Below are 16436 nucleotides of genomic sequence, written 5' to 3' on the forward strand. Positions count from 1 at the left end.
GTCTCGCTCACAGCTTGTACGCTCCTTTCGCGAGATCGTATGTCAGCGCCCGCGCCAGTTCGGCCGCTTCCCAGTCTTCAATGCGATGCTCGGCCACCAGCTCCGCCAGGAAACCGCAGTCGATCCGCCGGGCGACGTCGTGCCGGGCCGGGATCGAGAGGAACGCGCGCGTATCGTCGTTGAAGCCGACGGTGTTGTGGAACCCGGCGGTCTCGGTGGTCATGCGGCGGAAGCGGCGCATGCCTTCGGGGCTGTCGTGGAACCACCATGCCGGGCCGAGCCTGAGACAAGGGTAATGCCCGGCCAACGGCGCCAGTTCGCGGGCGTAGCTGCTCTCGTCGAGGGTGAACACGATCAGCGTAAAGTCGCGCTCGTTGCCGAAGCGGTCGAGCAAGGGCTTGAGCGCGTGGACGTAGTCGGTGCGCATGGGGATGTCGGCGCCCTTGTCTCGCCCGAACTTCTCGAACAGCTGGCGGTTGTGGTTGCGGAAGCTGCCAGGGTGGATCTGCATCACCAAGCCATCGTCGAGGCTCATCGCCGCCATCTCGGTCAGCATCTGCGCGCGGAATAGCTCGGCCTCCGCCGGAGCATGGCCACCTGTCGAGACACGGCGGAACAGGCGCTCGGCCTCGGCGGGGGAGAGGTTCGCAGTCTGGGCGGAAGGGTGACCGTGGTCGGTGCCGGTCGCGCCCATCTGTGCGAAGAAGGCCCGCCGCTTGCGGTGAGCCGCGAGGTAACCGGTCCAGTTGCGGCAGTCTTCTCCGGTCAGTAGCGACAGGCGGTCGAGGTTCGCCTGGAAGCCTTCGAAGTCGGGATCGATCACCGGGTCGGGGCGATAAGCCGTGATGACGCGCCCGCCCCAGCCGCTCTCGCGGATCGCCTGGTGGTGTTCGAGCGTGTCGAGCGGGCTTTCGGTGGTGGCGATGACTTCGATGCCGAACCGCTCGAACAGCGCGCGCGGGCGGAAGGCGTCGGTCTGCAGCGCATCGGTGATCGTGTCGAAGTAGAGGTCCGCCGTCTCGCCCTCGAACTGCACTTCCAGCCCGAACACTTCGGCAAAGACCCAGTCGAGCCAGGTGCGCGAAGGCGTGCCGCGGAACAGGTGGTAGCGTTCGGCCAGGATGCGCCAGGCCGCGCGTGGGTCCGCCGCATGGCCGCCAATGCCCAGGTCCTCCAGCCGCACGCCTTGCGAATAGAGCATGCGGAACAGGTAGTGGTCGGGCACCAGCAACAGCTCGCTGGCGTTGCCGAACGCTTCGTTGCCGGCAAACCACGATGGGTCGGTATGACCATGCGGGCTGATGATCGGCAGGCCGGCGACTTCAGCGTAAAGTTCACGCGCCAGCGCCCTCACGCCGGGCTCGGCCGGCAACAGGCGATCTGGGTGCAATTCGAGCTTACGGGGCAGGTTCACTCTCCTCCAGCTTGTATTTTTTGCTTCCTTATCGCAATGTTAGCGCTAACGGGAGAGGAGATTCCGAGATGAAGATCACATCGGCAAGGGTTATCGTTACGTGCCCTGGCCGCAACTTCGTGACTCTGAAGATCGAAACAGATCAAGGTGTTACCGGAATCGGCGATGCGACGCTCAATGGGCGCGAGCTTTCGGTCGCCTCCTACTTGGCCGACCACGTGGTCCCCTGCCTGATCGGGATGGACCCGCAGCGCATCGAGGACATCTGGCAGTACCTCTATCGCGGCGCTTACTGGCGGCGCGGGCCGGTGACGATGAGCGCGATCGCGGCGGTCGATACGGCGCTGTGGGACATCAAGGCCAAGATGGCCGGCATGCCGCTCTACCAGCTGCTCGGCGGGCGCAGCCGCGACCGGGTGCTGGTCTACGGCCACGCCAATGGGCGCGACCTTGAAGAGACCGTCGACGCCGTCGGCAAGTATATCGACATGGGCTACAAGGCGATCCGCGCACAGAGCGGCATTCCCGGGATCGACAAGGCCTATGGCGTCGGCCGGGGCGACATGCACTACGAACCCGCCGATGCGCGCCTGCCGACCAACACCGTGTGGGATACGCCCAAGTACCTCAACTTCGCGCCCAAGCTGTTCGAGAAGCTGCGCGACACTTACGGCAACGAGCGCGAACTGCTGCACGACGTCCACCACCGGCTGACCCCCAACGAGGCGGCGCAGCTGGGCAAGGCGTTGGAGCCGTACCGCCTGTTCTGGATGGAAGATGCGACCCCGGCGGAAAACCAGGAAGCGTTCCGCCACATCCGCCGCCACACCACCACGCCGCTCGCGGTGGGAGAGGTGTTCAACACGATCTGGGACTGCAAGCAGCTGATCGAAGAGCAGCTGATCGACTACATCCGCTGCACCGTGGTCCACGCTGGCGGGATCACGCATCTGCGGCGCATCGCCGACCTCGCCTCGCTCTACCAGGTCCGCACCGGCAGCCATGGTGCGACGGACAACTCCCCGGTGTGCATGGGCGCGGCGCTGCACTTCGACACCTGGGTGCCCAACTTCGGCATCCAGGAATACATGCGCCACACTGACGAGACCGACGCGGTCTTCCCGCACGACTACCGCTTCGAGGACGGCTTCCTCCATTGCGGCGAAACGCCGGGCCACGGGGTCGAGATCGACGAGACGCTGGCCGCCAAATACCCCTACGATCCCGCCTGTCTTCCGGTCGCCCGGCTGGAAGACGGCACCTTGTGGAACTGGTGACATGACCGGGGGGGTGGAAAACGGATTTCGCGTCGTCTGTCTCGGGGAGGCGATGGTCGAACTGACGCCGCACCAGGGGCGGTGGAACATCTACTATGGCGGCGATACGCTCAACGTTGCGCTGCACCTGACGCGGCTGGGGCTCGAGGTCAGCTATGTCACTGCACTTGGCGGAGATCCCTTTGCGGGCTTCATGCGCGCGGCCTGGGGGCGGGAGGGGCTGGATGTCTCGCTCGTCCTCGGCGTGCCCGAGCTGACGACCGGCCTCTATTGCATCGACACCGACGAACAGGGGGAGCGCAGCTTTCACTACTGGCGCGGCCAGAGCGCGGCCCGGAGCATGTTCAACGCGCCGGGGATAGACCGGGCGGTGGTCGCGGCGTCGACGGCGGACCTGTTTTTCTTCTCGCTCATTTCGCTCGCGATCCTGCCCGAAGAGGGTCGCGAGGCGGTGCTTGGCCTCGCTCGAGAAGTGCGCGAACGCGGGGGCAAGGTGGCGTTCGACGGTAACTATCGTCCGCGCCTGTGGGAGAGCCAGGAAGCGGCCAGCGTGTGGCGAAATCGCGCAGCGAGCGTGGCAGATTTCGGTCTCCCCTCGCTGGATGACGAGAAGCGCAACGGCATGCCCGGCGATGCGGCGGCGATACTCGAACACTGGCGCGAATGCGGGTGTAGGGAGCCGGTCCTGAAGCTGGGCTCCGCGGGCGTGATGTTGCCAGACGGTTCGATCAAGGAGCCTGAGCTGCAGTTGCATCCGCTCGATACCAGCGGAGCCGGTGACGCGTTCGATGCGGGCTATCTCTCGGCGCGGCTGCATGGGTTCGAGCCCGCGGTGGCGGCCGAGCATGGTCAGCGCCTGGCGGGTTGGACGGTGATGCGGCGTGGCGCGATTCCAGAGCGCGATCACTCGGCGCCTTACGCTTCGATGGTAGCTGAGCTGGCGGGCGAGGGGAGTTCAGGCGGGCGTTGACTAGATCCTCCCCGAGCTCGTCTCGGGGAGGTGGCACGCGCTGGAGGCGTGTGACGGAGGGGTAAGCGGAAGAACGCGAGTGCCCCTCCACCATTCCGCTTCGCGGAACGGTCCCCCTCCCCGAGCAAGCTCGGGGAGGATCTAGCTCTGCAGCGCCTGCTTCATCCATGCCCCATAAGGCGGTACTGCCGCCAGCGCCGCCTGCGCCTTTGCCGCGAAGGCCGCACGCGCTGCATCGCCTTCGCGCGGGTCGGCTGCCTGGGCTAGCACGCCCTCTCCCGAGGGATGCCCAAGTGCATGGAACAAGGCCGAGGTTTCCTGCACCATCAGCGGCGCTTCCTCGAAAAACGGCAACCGGCCGCGCCGGCGATATTGATCAAGTTCGAGGTTCAGTTCACTCGAACGGGCCAGCGAGCCAAGTTGGACCGCCCCAGGTGCGGCATAGTGCGCGCCGAGTATGTCACGCGCTCGCGCAGCCATCAGCCCCGCGCGGCGATTGAACTCGTCACGCTCGCGTGGATCGGGCACCTGTCCGGGCAGCAGTTCCAGCAACAGGGCCAGCTGGCGATGCGCTAGGTCGAGGTTGAGCCAGGCCAGCGGTTCGAAGTGCGCGGCTGCATCGCCCAGCGCGACGACATTGCCGAGCCACGGCGCCGTGGCACAGCCGGGGTCGAGCGGGACGGCATTTCCCGGCTCGGCGGGAAGCGCGGCAAAGGCCGCGTCCTGCGTGGTTTCTTTGGTCATCGCCAGCATCGCCTGATGTCCGTCACGGCCGGAAAGTTCCGACAGCCAGCCGACCGATGAAATCGATATGCGGTCCTCAAGATCGAGCCGTGCCGCACCCGGCTTGCCGAAAAGCAGAGCTCTGATCGGAAGCGACGCACTCCAGTCTTCGCGCACCGCGTCCGGCAATTGCGACAGCAGCGAAGCGGCAGGTCCCGTGCAGTCGACGAACAAGTCGGCCTCGAACGTTCCCACGTTCTCGATCGCGACCGCTGCGATCCCGCCATTCCCATCGGGCCGTACCGCACCGATCGCACCCTTTACGTACTGCACGCCCAGGCGCTGGGCCTCGCGTACCAGCAGGTCGCGATAGGCCGGCACGTTCCAGCGCAGCGCATAGTCGAGATCGGCTAGCGGCGAGTTCGCCTCGCCCGAAGGCGGCTGGAACCGGCCCTCGGCCGCCAGCACTTCGGCCAGCGAGCCCGGTGGCGCTTCGGTCGAAGCGTTGCGCGGCCCCCCGCCCCAGGCGCGGGCGAAGCCGGTCTTGAGCTTGGGGTCGATCGCCGCACCGTAAGGCGCGAGCCCTTCGTGCCCCGCTCCGCCCCAGCCGAGATAGCGGACGACGAGACGGTGGCTGGCCCCGGCTTCGCGCACCAGCCTGTCTTCCTCGATCCCCAGCCGGTCATGCAGCCGGTTGGTGAACGGCAGAGCGGTGGGCGCACGGTCGGCCAGGGCCGCCGGATCGGGCGGCGTGCCGATGACCAGCACCTCGGTACTCGGAAGAGCTTTGCGCAGAGCCACGGCGGTCAGGGCGCCAAGCTGGCCATCCCCCGCGACGACCACGCGCCGAGGCAATTCGCGCGGGCCGTTCACAGCGGCTCCGCCAGGCGTTCGCGTGCGGCCGTCAGGTATTCGCGGTGGCCAGGCATCGCCGCGACCTCGCTGCGGATCGCTCCCTGGAGCGAACCCATCGCCCGAGCGACGCGCGCCGGATCGGGAATGCCGACGCGCGGATCGTAGCGGTCAGGCACCACGCCTTGGCCGAGATAGACCGCAATCCAGCTGGCATCGTAGAACAAGCCGTCGGAGTATTTCTCCACCCGGGCGGTTTCGCGCCACAGTTCCATCTTGCTCGCCAGCGTGTCGGGCACCTTCATCGTGCGGACGTGGTTCCAGAACTCGGAATCGTCGCGCGTGGTGGCGTGGTAGTGGAGGATCAGGAAGTCGCGCACGCGATCGTATTCCATGTCCACCAGCCGGTTGAACTCGGCGCGGTCGCGGGCATCGGCTTTGCCGCCGAGCGGGAACAGCTCGATCAGGTAAGTGATCGCCATCTGCGCGAGATAGATCGAGGTGGATTCGAGCGGTTCGAGGAACCCGCTGGCGAGCCCGACCGCGATGACGTTGCGGTTCCACGAATGGCGCCGGCGGCCGGCCTTGAAGCGCAGCAGGCGCGGCTCGGCGCGCGGCGTGCCTTCGACATTCGCGAGCAGGAATTCGCAGGCCTCGTCCTCGGAGATGAACGCGCTCGAGAAGACATAGCCGTTGCCGATGCGGTGCTGCAGCGGGATGCGCCATTGCCATCCGGCGGGGCGTGCGATGGCCCGGGTGTAGGGCTCGATCTCCTCGGTCACGTGGTCGCACGGCATGGCCGCTGCGCGGTCGCACGGGAGCCAGGGGGTCCAGTCCTCCCACTCTTCGCCCAGCGTCTGCCCAAGCATGAGCGAGCGGAAGCCCGAGCAGTCGATGAACAAGTCGCCCGAGATCTCGCGCCCATCTTCGAGCACGAGCGTGGTCACGTCCCCGCTCTCCGCGTCCTGCCGCACTTCGATCACTTTGCCCTCGGTGCGCTTGACCCCGATGCCGAGGCCGAATTCGCGCATGAATGGTCCGAACAGCGTGGCGTCGAACTGGTAGGCATAGCCGTATGACGAGGCGAGGCTGGTGTCCTGTGCCGGAGGCGCGAACTTGTTGGCGAGCGCGGCCTCGACCGCCAGCGAGTAGGAGCCGAGCGGGTCGGCCATCCCCTGCCGCTGCAGTTCGAGCCAGTAGTGGTGGAAGCCCACCCCGGCCACTTCCTCGCCGAAGCTGCCGAACGGGTGGATGTAGCTTTCGCCGATCTTGCCGAAATCGCGGAAGTCGATGCCGAGCTTGTAGGTGGCGTGGGTCGCTTTCATGAACGCCGCTTCGTCGATCCCGAGCCGTTCGACGAACCCGCGAATATGCGGCAGCGTAGCTTCGCCTACGCCGACGATGCCGATGTCCTCGCTCTCGACCAGCTCGACTTCGACCAGGTCGCCAAGCAGGCGAGCGAGCGCTGCTGCGCTCATCCATCCGGCGGTGCCGCCGCCAAGGACGACCACGCGGACTGGGGTCTTTTCAGCAGGGCTCATAGGGGACCCTTGAACGTAAGGGCCGGCGGCAGCTTGCGCCACCGCCGGCCGGAGTGCGATCCAGCCAAGTTCCCCCCCAGGTGGATCAGCCCTCCATCTCCTCCAGTTCCTTGCCCTTGGTCTCGTTGATGAAGGACCGGACCAGGAAGATGCTGACGGCGGCCGCCACGGTGTAGAGCGCGTAAGTCCCCGCGAGGCCCAGGCCATCGGCCATCGCCGGGAAGCTCTGCACAACGAGGTAGTTGGCACCCCACTGGGCGAGACCCGCCACCGCCAGCGCCGAACCGCGCATCTGGTTGGGGAACATCTCGCCGAGCATGACCCACATCACCGGGCCCCAGCTGAAGTTGAAGAAAATTACATAGAGGTTGGCGGCGGCGAGCGCGGTAAGCCCGGCCATCTCGCTGAGTTGCAGGTTGCCCGCAGCGTCCTGCCCGGCAGTGCTGAAGGCCCAGGTCATCGCGCCCAACGTCACCGCCATGCCGACCGAGCCGATCAGCAGCAGCGGCTTGCGCCCGACTTTATCGATCACCAGCAGTGCCGCGAACACCGCCGCGATCGAAACGACGCCGGAAATGATGTTGCGTTCGAGCGCGACTTCTTCCGACACGCCCGCCAGCTTCCACAGCGTTTCGCCGTAGTAGAAGATGATGTTGATGCCGACGAACTGCTGGAATGTCGCCAGCATGATGCCAGCCCAGACGATCGGGCGGAACACCGTGCCCGGCGCCGCCACGTCGCGGAAGCTCGGGCGGTGGTCGGCCGAGAAGCTCGCCTGGATGTCGCCAATCTTGCGGTCCGCTTCCGCGGGTCCGAACAGGCTGGTCAACACCTTGCGCGCTTCGTCGACGCGCTTGCGGCTGACGAGGTAGCGCGGGCTTTCCGGGATGAAGAACAGCGCCACCAGGAACACCACGGCCGGGACGGCCTGCGCCAGGTACATCCAGCGCCAGGCCGGGCGTCCGGCGACTTCGCCGAGCGAGCTGCCAGCCGCCTGGGCGAGGAAATAGTTGACCACGAACGCGGCGGTCAGGCCGGTGATGATCATCACCTGCTGCACCGTTGTCAGCCGCCCGCGGATGTTGGCCGGGGCGACTTCGGAGATGTAGAGCGGCGAGAGCACGCTCGCTGCGCCGACCGCCATGCCGCCAGCGAAGCGCGCGGCGACGAACAGCGTGTGGATGTCAGTCAGGCCCTGGATCAGCGCGCCGAACACGAACAGGCCCGCGGCGAAGATCATGACCGTCCGGCGGCCTACGACATCGGCCAGCCGCCCGGCAAAGAACGCGCCGACCGCGCAACCGATCAGCAGCGAGCCGACGGTGAAGCCGAGCCCGGCGGACGTGAGATGGAATTCTGCCGTGAGGCCGGTCTGGGTGCCGTTCACGGCGCCGCTGTCGTAACCGAACAGCAGGCCGCCAATCGTCGCCACTGCGACGATCGCCCCGATAAGCGCCCCATTGACGCTGTTGCGCGTTGTCGTGTTCATCGTTCCTCCCCTCAGCATCCGCTGTATTCGCGGCTTGCCTTGTTAGCGCTACCGTATGCTGGCTCCGGGACCGTGGCAAGCCGCTTTCCGCTCCGCTGCACTACGCAATTTCTGCCGCAGCAACTTGCCGGAATCGGTGAGGTCGCTTTCGCCCCAGCCCGCAACCGGGGTTCCAGGCTTGAGCGAGGCGCTGCTCTCGTCGCGGTCGCCGATCGACCAGGCCATCCAGCCGACGCAATTGCGCTCGGCCCAGTCCCACCACAGCTCGCTCTCGGCATAGTCGAGCGGTCCGTCGCCCGTCGCGTCGACGGTGCCGAACTCGGTCACCAGCAGCGCCAGCCCTTTGCCCAGCGCCACGTCGGCCTTGTCGCGCAAGCCCTGGCGGTGGGTGCCGGCGTAGTAGTGCAGCGTATAGGCGGTGTTGGTGAACGGCAGCGGATCGGCGGCGGCGCTGTCGACGTCCTGGCTCCAACTCGGAGAGCCGGCGATCACGAGGTTGTCGGGATCGATCGCCCGGATCGCGCCGATGACCTGCAGATGATAGGGCTTCACGTCGCGCGACCAGTCGACCCCGTCGCGCAAAGGCTCGTTCCAGGTCTCGTAGATCAGATTGGGTAAGTGGCCGTATTTGCGGGCGATGGCGGTGAGGAATTTTTCGGCCTCGTCGGGAAAGGCATGGTGCGCGTGCCAGTCGACGATCACGTAGAGCCCGTTCGCCACTGCTGCGTCGATCACTCGGCTAGCCTTGTCGAACTCGCGGTCGAAGTGCTGGCGGGCGCCGTCGTTGCCTTCTGCCGCGATGGCCGCGCGGACCACGTCGACTTGCCAGTCCTTGGCCAGCCAGTCGATCGTCTCGCCGGTGTAGTACTGCGGCGCCCATTGCGACCAGAACAGGCTCATGCCGCGCATCACGAAAGGTTCGCCGTGTTGGTCGACGATCTGGCCGTCCTTGACCGACAGCGCGCCGTGGTTCGCGACAGGGCTGCCCGCAGGCTGAGCGGCTGCCGGCAGTGCGAGTGACAGCAGGCAAAGCGAGGCCAGCCAGCCGAGCGCGCGGGTCCACTGCATCACTTCCCCCTTGTCCGATCGTTTTCTCAAGGCATGATGCCGCAATGGGACGGGGAATTGTAGCGCTAACACTACTGGCGTGCCTCTGGCCGCTCTCGGCCTCGGCCGGAAGCGTCCGCCAGGTCCCGCACGGCATGGAGGTGACGACCGACGCGGGCGAGAAGGTCCGCGTCCTCGCCTACGCCGATGGGACCTTTCGGGTGACGGTGGCGGACGATCCGTCAGCTGCTCCGCAAAGCCTGATGGTCGTGCATGAGGCCGATGGTGAGCCTGAGTTCCGAGACGACGCGAAGACTGCCAGCCTTACCATGCCTCAAGCGAGAGCCCAGGTCGGGCTCTCCGACGGGCGGCTGACGGTATACAACGCGGCCGGCGAACCGCTGCTCGACGAATACGCCCCGGCGCGAATGCTGACGCCCGTCACCGTCGAAGGCCAGCCTTGGCTCGCCACGCGAGTGCAGTTCAATCGCGGCACCGACGAGGGCCTCTACGGCCTCGGCCAGCACCAGAACCGGCAGATGAACTACAACGGCGAGGACGTCGAACTCGCCCAGCACAACATGGCGATCGCGGTGCCCTACCTGCTCTCGACCAGAGGCTACGGCATCCTGTGGGACAACGCCTCGATTACGCGGGTGGGCGATCCGGAGCCGTATGAGTTGCTCAAAGCCAACTGGAAGGCCGACTACTTCCTCGGAGAAAGGTTGGCCCTGTCACGGCCCGAACCGCTCATCGACTATCAGTACATCCGCGACCAGGCGCGCTGGCCCGAGGAAGCGAAAGCCGCGACCGTCGCGGCAACTACGGGCCAGAACACCCAAGGCAACGCCACACAGCCGCAACGGGTAGTCTGGACGGGCAGCTTTACACCCCAGGCGAGCGGAACCCACAAGTTCCGCCTGTACTCCTCCAGCTACGCCAAGGTCTTCGTCGACGACCGCGAAGTCCTCAGCCGCTGGCGGCAGAACTGGAACCCCTGGTACCACAACTTCGAACTCGACCTCGAAGCCGGGAAACCCGTCAACCTGCGCGTCGAGTGGGAGCCCAACCAGGGTTACATCGCCCTGTTCCACGCCGACCCGCTCCCGCCCGAGGATCGGCACTCGGTCAGCTTCGCCTCAGAGGCCGGCAAGGCGATCGACTACTACGTCGTCTCCGGTGCGAGCATGGACGGCCTCGTCGCCGGATACCGCCGCCTGACCGGCAAGGCGCCGATGATGCCGCGCTGGGCCTATGGCTTCTGGCAGTCACGCCAGCGCTACGAGACGCAGGACCTACTGCTCGGCGTGCTGCGCCAGTATCGCGAGGCGAAGATCCCGATAGATGCGATCGTGCAGGACTGGTTCTACTGGCCCGAGGACCAGTGGGGCAGCCACACTTTCGATCCCAAGCGCTTCCCCGATCCCGCAGCGCTGGTCGAACAAGTCCACGATCTAGACGCCCGGATCATGATCTCGGTCTGGCCCAAGTTCTATCCCGACACCGCCAACGGCAAGGAACTGGCGGCGCGCAACTTCCTTTACCAGCGCCCGCTCGAGGCCGGACAGAAGGACTGGGTCGGCCCTGGCTATCTCAACACCTTCTACGATCCCTACACTCCCGAGGCGCGCGCCATCTATTTCCGCCAGATGCGCGAGGCGCTGGTCGACAAGGGTTTCGACGCCTGGTGGATGGATGCGACCGAGCCCGATTGGCATTCGAACCTCTCGGTCGAGGAGCGTGCGTTCCAGATGACCTCCCCCGCCACGGGCACCCCGGGCGCGGCAATCTTCAATTCTTACCCGCTGCCCCATGCCGAGGGCGTGGCAGAGGGCCTGCGCGCCGCGCAGCCCGACCGGCGGCCGTTCATTCTCACCCGCAGCGGCTTCGGCGGCATCCAACGCGCCTCCGCTGCGCTGTGGTCGGGCGATGTCGCGGCGCGGTGGGACGACTTGCGCGACCAGGTCAGCGCGGGCGCCAATCTGTCGATCTCGGGCATTCCCAACTGGACCCACGACATCGGCGGCTTCGCGCTGGAGGAACGCTTCAGCAAGGAGCAGCCCGAGGCTCTGCCCGAATGGCGCGAACTCTATCTGCGCTGGTTCCAGTTCGGCGCCTTCAGCCCGCTGTTCCGCAGCCACGGCGAGTACCCATTCCGCGAGACCCCGATCATCGCCAAGGACGATCCAGCGATGCTGGAGGGGCTCACCTACTACCATCGCCTACGCTACCGCCTGCTGCCCTACATCTACACTTTGGCCGCCGGGACCTGGTTCGAAGACGGCACGATCATGCGCCCGTTGGTGATGAGTTTCCCGGGCGATCGCCGCGCGTGGAACGTGGACGACGAGTACTTGTTCGGCCCGGCCCTGCTGGTTGCGCCGGTCAGCGAGTTCACCGCTCGCGAACGCAAGGTCTACCTTCCCGCTGGCGCTGGGTGGTTCGAGGCGGAAAGTGGGCGCCGGCTGGAAGGTGGGCAGGAGGTCACCGCCTCCGCACCCCGCGAACGGATGCCGCTGTTCGTGAAGGCTGGCTCAATTGTTCCGACGGGCCGCGATGTCCAATCGACCGGCGAGGAGCCGCAAGGTCCGCTGACCATCCACGTCTTTCCCGGAGCTGACGGCAGCTTCTCGCTCTACGAGGACCAGGGCGAGGACATGGGCTACAGCCGTGGCGAGTTCGCCCGCATACCGCTTGTGTGGAACGATGCCGCGCGCACGCTGACGATCGGCGCGCGAGTGGGGCGCTTTCCAGGAATGGCGGCCACTCGCCGCGTAGGCGTGGTCGTTCATGGTGACGGGCGGGTGGGCGCGGTGTTCGCTCGCGAGCCTAGCCGCTGGGTAGAGTACGACGGGACGGCGACGGAGCTGGAGTTCTAGATCCTCCCCGAGCTTGCTCGGGGAGGGGGACCGTCCGCGCAGCGGATGGTGGAGGTGCGTTGTGTTGTTCCGCTTACCCCTCCGTCACGCGCTTTCAGCGCGCGCCACCTCCCCGAGACAAGCTCGGGGAGGATCAATCACCCCGTGAAAATCCGCCGCAGGATCTGCCGCATCTGGTCGAACAACCGTGGGCTCGCCGGTCCCATGATGCCCTTGGCGTGTGCCGGTAGATGCGCGGCCGGATCGCCGTCGCTGAAGATGTAATGGTCGTACATCATCCGCCACACGCGGCGCTCGTCGGCAGGCAGGTGGCGGTAAGAGAGCATTGCGTGGAGTAGCGCGTCGTAGCCGCTGCCGTTGCCCTCAGGGGCTTCATTCCACCAGTAATTGACCAGGATCGAAACCGGCTCAAGCGCCTCGACCCCGTGCCACCAGGCGTAAGGCAGGTAGAGCGCGTCGCCGGGCTCGAGCGTCGCTTGCTGCGCGTGCTCCCAGGCCTCGGTGAAGCGCGGGTAGCGATCAAGATCCGGCGCCAGCGGGTCGACTATGGAGACGGGAGTTCCGGCGGGGGTCAGCTCGAACGGTCCGGGATAGAGGTTGGGCAACTGCTCGGGCGGGAACACGGTGAAGCGCCGACGCCCGGCTAGGCACACTGCGATGTTTTCCATCAAATCGTAGTGCGGCGCCACGCGGATGCGGTTGCCTAGCCAGATGCGCGGTTTCACCCGCGGCGCGAGCGGCATCGGATGGGCCTCGACAAAGCCCGGCAAGATTTCCTCGATGATCTCCGACTGCACGGCCATGGCCTTGGACACTGGCTCGTCAGCAATGCTCAGCAACTCGCCAAGGAACGCTGCCAGTTCTCCCTGGTGCTTGGTGAAGTTGAGGCCGGTCATGCCCTCGTTGTAGAAGAACCGACCTCCCACCTCGGGTGGGGCCATGATCCCCGAAACCGGCCGCGCCGGACCGAAGGATAACAGGTAGTCGACCGCTTCGCGGCCACCCTTTCGCGCTTCCGCTACCGCCGGCCAATCCGCAGCGAGGCCGCGCATGACGACCGGCTGGCAAGCGGGACGGATCTCGGCGTTGAAGCGGTCCGCACTGACCGGGCCTATCTCCTCGATCGGCCTCGGGGTAGGAAGGGTCATGCAGTCAGCCGCAGCGCCGGGTCGATCGCTCCGCCGTTGGCCGCGAGGAATTCCTCTTGCGTTGGCATTTGCTCAACCGTGCGGGCGACAGTCCCGCGGATCGAGGCGAGGCGCTTCAGCGTCTCCTCGTCGGACAGCAAGTCAGCCGCTGGGTGGTAGCCGTCAGCAACGATGCCCTGGCCGACCAGCACCGCTTCCCAGCTGGTTTCGGTGAACAGCTCGTTATGTTCGCGGAATACCCGGCCGGACGAGCGGAACATCGCCAGTTTCTCCGCCAGGCCTTCGGGTGGCTCGATGTTGCGGCAATAGTTCCAGTATTCGGAATCGTCGCGCTCGGTGGCGCTGTAATGGAGCACCAGGAAGTCGCGGATGTCGACGTATTCCTGCTGAGTCATCTGGTTGTAGCGCTCGATCTCTCTCGGCTTGAATTCGCGTGTCGGGAACAGGGTCATCAGCCGAGCGATGCCCGACTGGACGAGGTGGATCGAGGTCGACTCGAGCGGCTCGAGGAACCCGCCGGCCAGGCCCAGAGCGATCACGTTTTTTTCCCACACACGGGCTCGATGACCGGCAAGGAAGCGCAGTGGGTTCGGTGCCGCGAGCGGCTCACCTTCGAGGTTGGCTAGGAGCACCGCGGTCGCCTCGTCCTCGCTGATGTGCGCGGACGAATAGACGTGGCCGTTGCCGACGCGGTGCTGCAGCGGAATGTTCCATTGCCAGCCGCAGCTACGCGCCGTCGCGCGGGTGATCGGCTTGCGGTTGGGGCCGAGCGTGCAGGGGATCGCGACGGCCCGGTCGTTGGGCAGCCACTTGCTCCAGTCCACGAAGGGCACGCCGAGCGTCTGCCCCAGCAGAAGCGAGCGGAAGCCCGAGCAGTCGAGGAACAGCTCGCCTTCGACGCGCGCCCCGCTCTCAAGCTTGAGCGCGGTCACGAAGCCGCTCTCGGGGTCCTGCTCGACCTCGATGATCCGGCCTTCGATGCGGTTGACGCCCTGCCGCTCCGACCGTCCGCGCAAATAGCGGGCATAACGGCCGGCATCGAACTGGAAGGCGTAGCCAAGCTTCGACAGCGGTGACTTGGGCTGGTCGGGAGCTGGCGGGAGGTACTTGTTCGACAGCGCTGCCATGGCCGCGATCGAGTATTCGTCGAGCTCGCTGGTATCCCCCGCGAGGCGGCCCTTGAGCCAGTGGTGGTGAAATTCCACCCCCATCATGTCGAGGCCGTAGAACCCGAACGGATGGATGTATTTGTGGCCGATCCGCGTCCAGTCGACGAACTCGATGCCGAGCTTGTAGGTCGCATGCGTCTCACGCATGAACTCCATCTCGTCGAGGCCGAGCATGGCGTTGAACAGGCAGATCTGCGGGATCGTCGCCTCGCCCACGCCGACCGTTCCGATCGCCTCGCTTTCGACCAGGTCGATGGAGAAGTCGGGCAAGTTGCCCATGATCTTGGAGATCGCCGCGGCCGCCATCCAGCCCGCCGTCCCGCCGCCGACGATCACGACCTTGCGGATGCGATCGGCGTTCATTGCGCGGCTGCCACTTGCGGGCGAACGTCTTGCGCGGCCCAGGCCCCGGCCATGCGCAGGAACTCCTCCTGGCTCGGGAGTGCCATCGCCGCAGCGTAATAGCGCTCGCGCATTTCCTTGAAGGCGACGGCCACTTTGGCCTCGTCGAGCGTGTCGACAATCGGTTCGTAAGTGTCGGGCCAGATGTTCTGCCCGAGCAGGACCGCCACCCAGCTGGTCAGCCCGAACAGCTCCGCCCCTTCGCGGAACACACGCCCGTGCAGGCGCCAAAGCTCTAGCTTACGGGTAAGCGTCTCCGGTACCGCCATGTCGCGCACGTGCCGCCAGAACGGCGTGTCGTCGCGTTGGGTGGCCTTGTAATGCAGGATGATGAAGTCGCGGATGTCCTCGTAGAGGTCCTGCATCCCGCGGTTGTATTCGTCGCGTTCGATCGAGCTGATCTGGCGGTCCGGGAACAGCGCCAGCAGCCGCTGGATGCCGTTCTGGATCAGGTGAATGCTGGTCGATTCCAACGGCTCGAGGAAACCCGACGACAGGCCGAGCGCGATCACGTTGTGGCTCCACGACTGCTTGCGGCGGCCGGTGGTGAAGCGGATCACGCGCCTGTCGGCAAACGGCTCGCCTTCGAGATTGGCCATGAGAATGCGCTCGGCCTCATCGTCATCCATGAAGGCGCTGCAATAGACGTGGCCGTTGCCGGTGCGGTGCTGCAGCGGAATGCGCCACTGCCAACCCGCGCTGTGTGCCGTCGCGCGAGTGAACGGATCGGGCGTGGCGATGTTGGTGGTCGGGACCGGGATTGCCCGATCCACCGGTAGCCACTGGCTCCAGTCCTCATAGCCGACCCCGAGGGTTTCGCCGATCAGCAAGGCCCGGAAGCCCGAGCAGTCGATGAACAGATCGCCTTCGATCCGCTCTCCGCTCTCGAGTTCGACTGACCTGACATCGCCCAATTCCGAATCGCGATGGACCTGAACGATCCGCCCTTCGTGTCGGCGCACGCCTTGCTTCTCGGCCCGTCCGCGCAAGTAGCGAGCGTAGAGCGAGGCGTCGAAGTGGAAGGCGTAGAGCATCTCCGACACCGGCGGCTTGGTATTTTGCGAGGGCCGCCCGAAGCGTCCGTTGGCCGCGGCAACCGCGCTCATGCAGTAGTCGGAGATGTATCCCGGATTGCCCCGGCCCTGCTCGCGCAGCCACAGCTGGTGGAACGCGATGCCGTGAAGTTCCTGCCCGAAGAACCCGAACGGGTGGGTATATCGATCGCCGATTCGCCCCCAGTTCACGAACTCGATGCCGAGCTTGATCGTCCCTTGGGTCTCGCGCAGGAATTCGTTCTCGTTGATGTCGAGCATGCGGTTGAAGTTGAGGATCGGGGGGATCGTAGCTTCGCCCACGCCGACCGTTCCGATCGCTTCTGATTCGACCAGGTGGAACTGTCGCCGGCCGTTATCGAGGAAACGCGACAACGCTGCGGCGGCCATCCAGCCGGCGGTTCCGCCGCCCACGATCACGACCCGCTCGACCTCTCGACCCTCTGACGTTGTGCTATCGCTAACAGTCATGG

The 16436-nt window shown here is 65.9% G+C and carries 11 protein-coding genes; 3 read left to right on the forward strand and 8 right to left on the reverse strand.

Going from position 1 to position 16436, the window contains the following annotated elements:
• Positions 1 to 7 precede the first annotated feature (7 nt).
• Complete coding sequence (gene uxaC, locus ASD76_RS15645) at positions 8 to 1408, reverse strand: glucuronate isomerase (RefSeq protein WP_055925929.1); 1401 nt, start codon at positions 1406 to 1408, stop codon at positions 8 to 10.
• Between the two features lie 74 nt (positions 1409 to 1482).
• Here uxaC and manD point away from each other — a divergent pair, with 74 nt between their 5' ends.
• Complete coding sequence (manD, locus tag ASD76_RS15650; RefSeq protein WP_055925210.1) at positions 1483 to 2691, forward strand: D-mannonate dehydratase ManD; 1209 nt, start codon at positions 1483 to 1485, stop codon at positions 2689 to 2691.
• A 1-nt stretch (position 2692) separates the two neighbouring features.
• Positions 2693 to 3661, forward strand: coding sequence for a sugar kinase (locus tag ASD76_RS15655; protein WP_055925212.1), 969 nt, complete (start codon positions 2693 to 2695; stop codon positions 3659 to 3661).
• 141 nt (positions 3662 to 3802) lie between these two features.
• Here ASD76_RS15655 and ASD76_RS15660 read toward each other — a convergent pair whose 3' ends face one another.
• The 4 genes from ASD76_RS15660 to ASD76_RS15675 all read right to left on the reverse strand — a co-directional run bounded on the left by ASD76_RS15660 (position 3803) and on the right by ASD76_RS15675 (position 9334).
• The gene (locus tag ASD76_RS15660) at positions 3803 to 5257 is read right to left on the reverse strand and encodes a tryptophan 7-halogenase (protein ID WP_162249683.1); all 1455 of its coding nucleotides are present in this window, start codon (positions 5255 to 5257) and stop codon (positions 3803 to 3805) included.
• Positions 5254 to 6777, reverse strand: coding sequence for a tryptophan halogenase family protein (locus ASD76_RS15665; RefSeq protein WP_055925218.1), 1524 nt, complete (start codon positions 6775 to 6777; stop codon positions 5254 to 5256). Before ASD76_RS15665 ends, ASD76_RS15660 begins: the two co-directional genes overlap by 4 nt.
• Before the next feature lie 85 nt (positions 6778 to 6862).
• Complete coding sequence (locus tag ASD76_RS15670; RefSeq protein WP_055925221.1) at positions 6863 to 8266, reverse strand: sugar porter family MFS transporter; 1404 nt, start codon at positions 8264 to 8266, stop codon at positions 6863 to 6865.
• 48 nt (positions 8267 to 8314) lie between these two features.
• Positions 8315 to 9334, reverse strand: a complete 1020-nt coding sequence (locus ASD76_RS15675) for a glycoside hydrolase family 5 protein (protein ID WP_055925224.1) — start codon at positions 9332 to 9334, stop codon at positions 8315 to 8317.
• Between the two features lie 44 nt (positions 9335 to 9378).
• Between ASD76_RS15675 and ASD76_RS15680 the strand changes: the two genes are divergently transcribed.
• Positions 9379 to 12192, forward strand: a complete 2814-nt coding sequence (locus ASD76_RS15680; RefSeq protein ID WP_082553891.1) for a TIM-barrel domain-containing protein — start codon at positions 9379 to 9381, stop codon at positions 12190 to 12192.
• A gap of 137 nt (positions 12193 to 12329) precedes the next feature.
• Here the strand turns inward: ASD76_RS15680 and ASD76_RS15685 are convergent, their stop codons facing one another.
• Genes ASD76_RS15685 through ASD76_RS15695 form a run of 3 tightly spaced genes read right to left on the reverse strand, consistent with a single transcriptional unit; the run spans position 12330 to position 16434 of the window.
• Positions 12330 to 13340: a cupin-like domain-containing protein gene (locus ASD76_RS15685; protein WP_055925229.1), complete on the reverse strand. Its 1011-nt coding sequence runs from the start codon at positions 13338 to 13340 to the stop codon at positions 12330 to 12332.
• Positions 13337 to 14872 (reverse strand): tryptophan halogenase family protein, encoded by a 1536-nt coding sequence (locus tag ASD76_RS15690; RefSeq protein ID WP_055925232.1) that lies wholly within the window; start codon positions 14870 to 14872, stop codon positions 13337 to 13339. The genes ASD76_RS15685 and ASD76_RS15690 overlap by 4 nt, the downstream gene beginning before the upstream one ends.
• Entirely contained in the window at positions 14869 to 16434 is a 1566-nt protein-coding gene (locus tag ASD76_RS15695; RefSeq protein ID WP_055925236.1) for a tryptophan halogenase family protein, read from the reverse strand. Before ASD76_RS15695 ends, ASD76_RS15690 begins: the two co-directional genes overlap by 4 nt.
• Positions 16435 to 16436 lie beyond the last annotated feature (2 nt).

Source organism: Altererythrobacter sp. Root672 (assembly GCF_001427865.1).
Taxonomy (GTDB): domain Bacteria; phylum Pseudomonadota; class Alphaproteobacteria; order Sphingomonadales; family Sphingomonadaceae; genus Croceibacterium_A.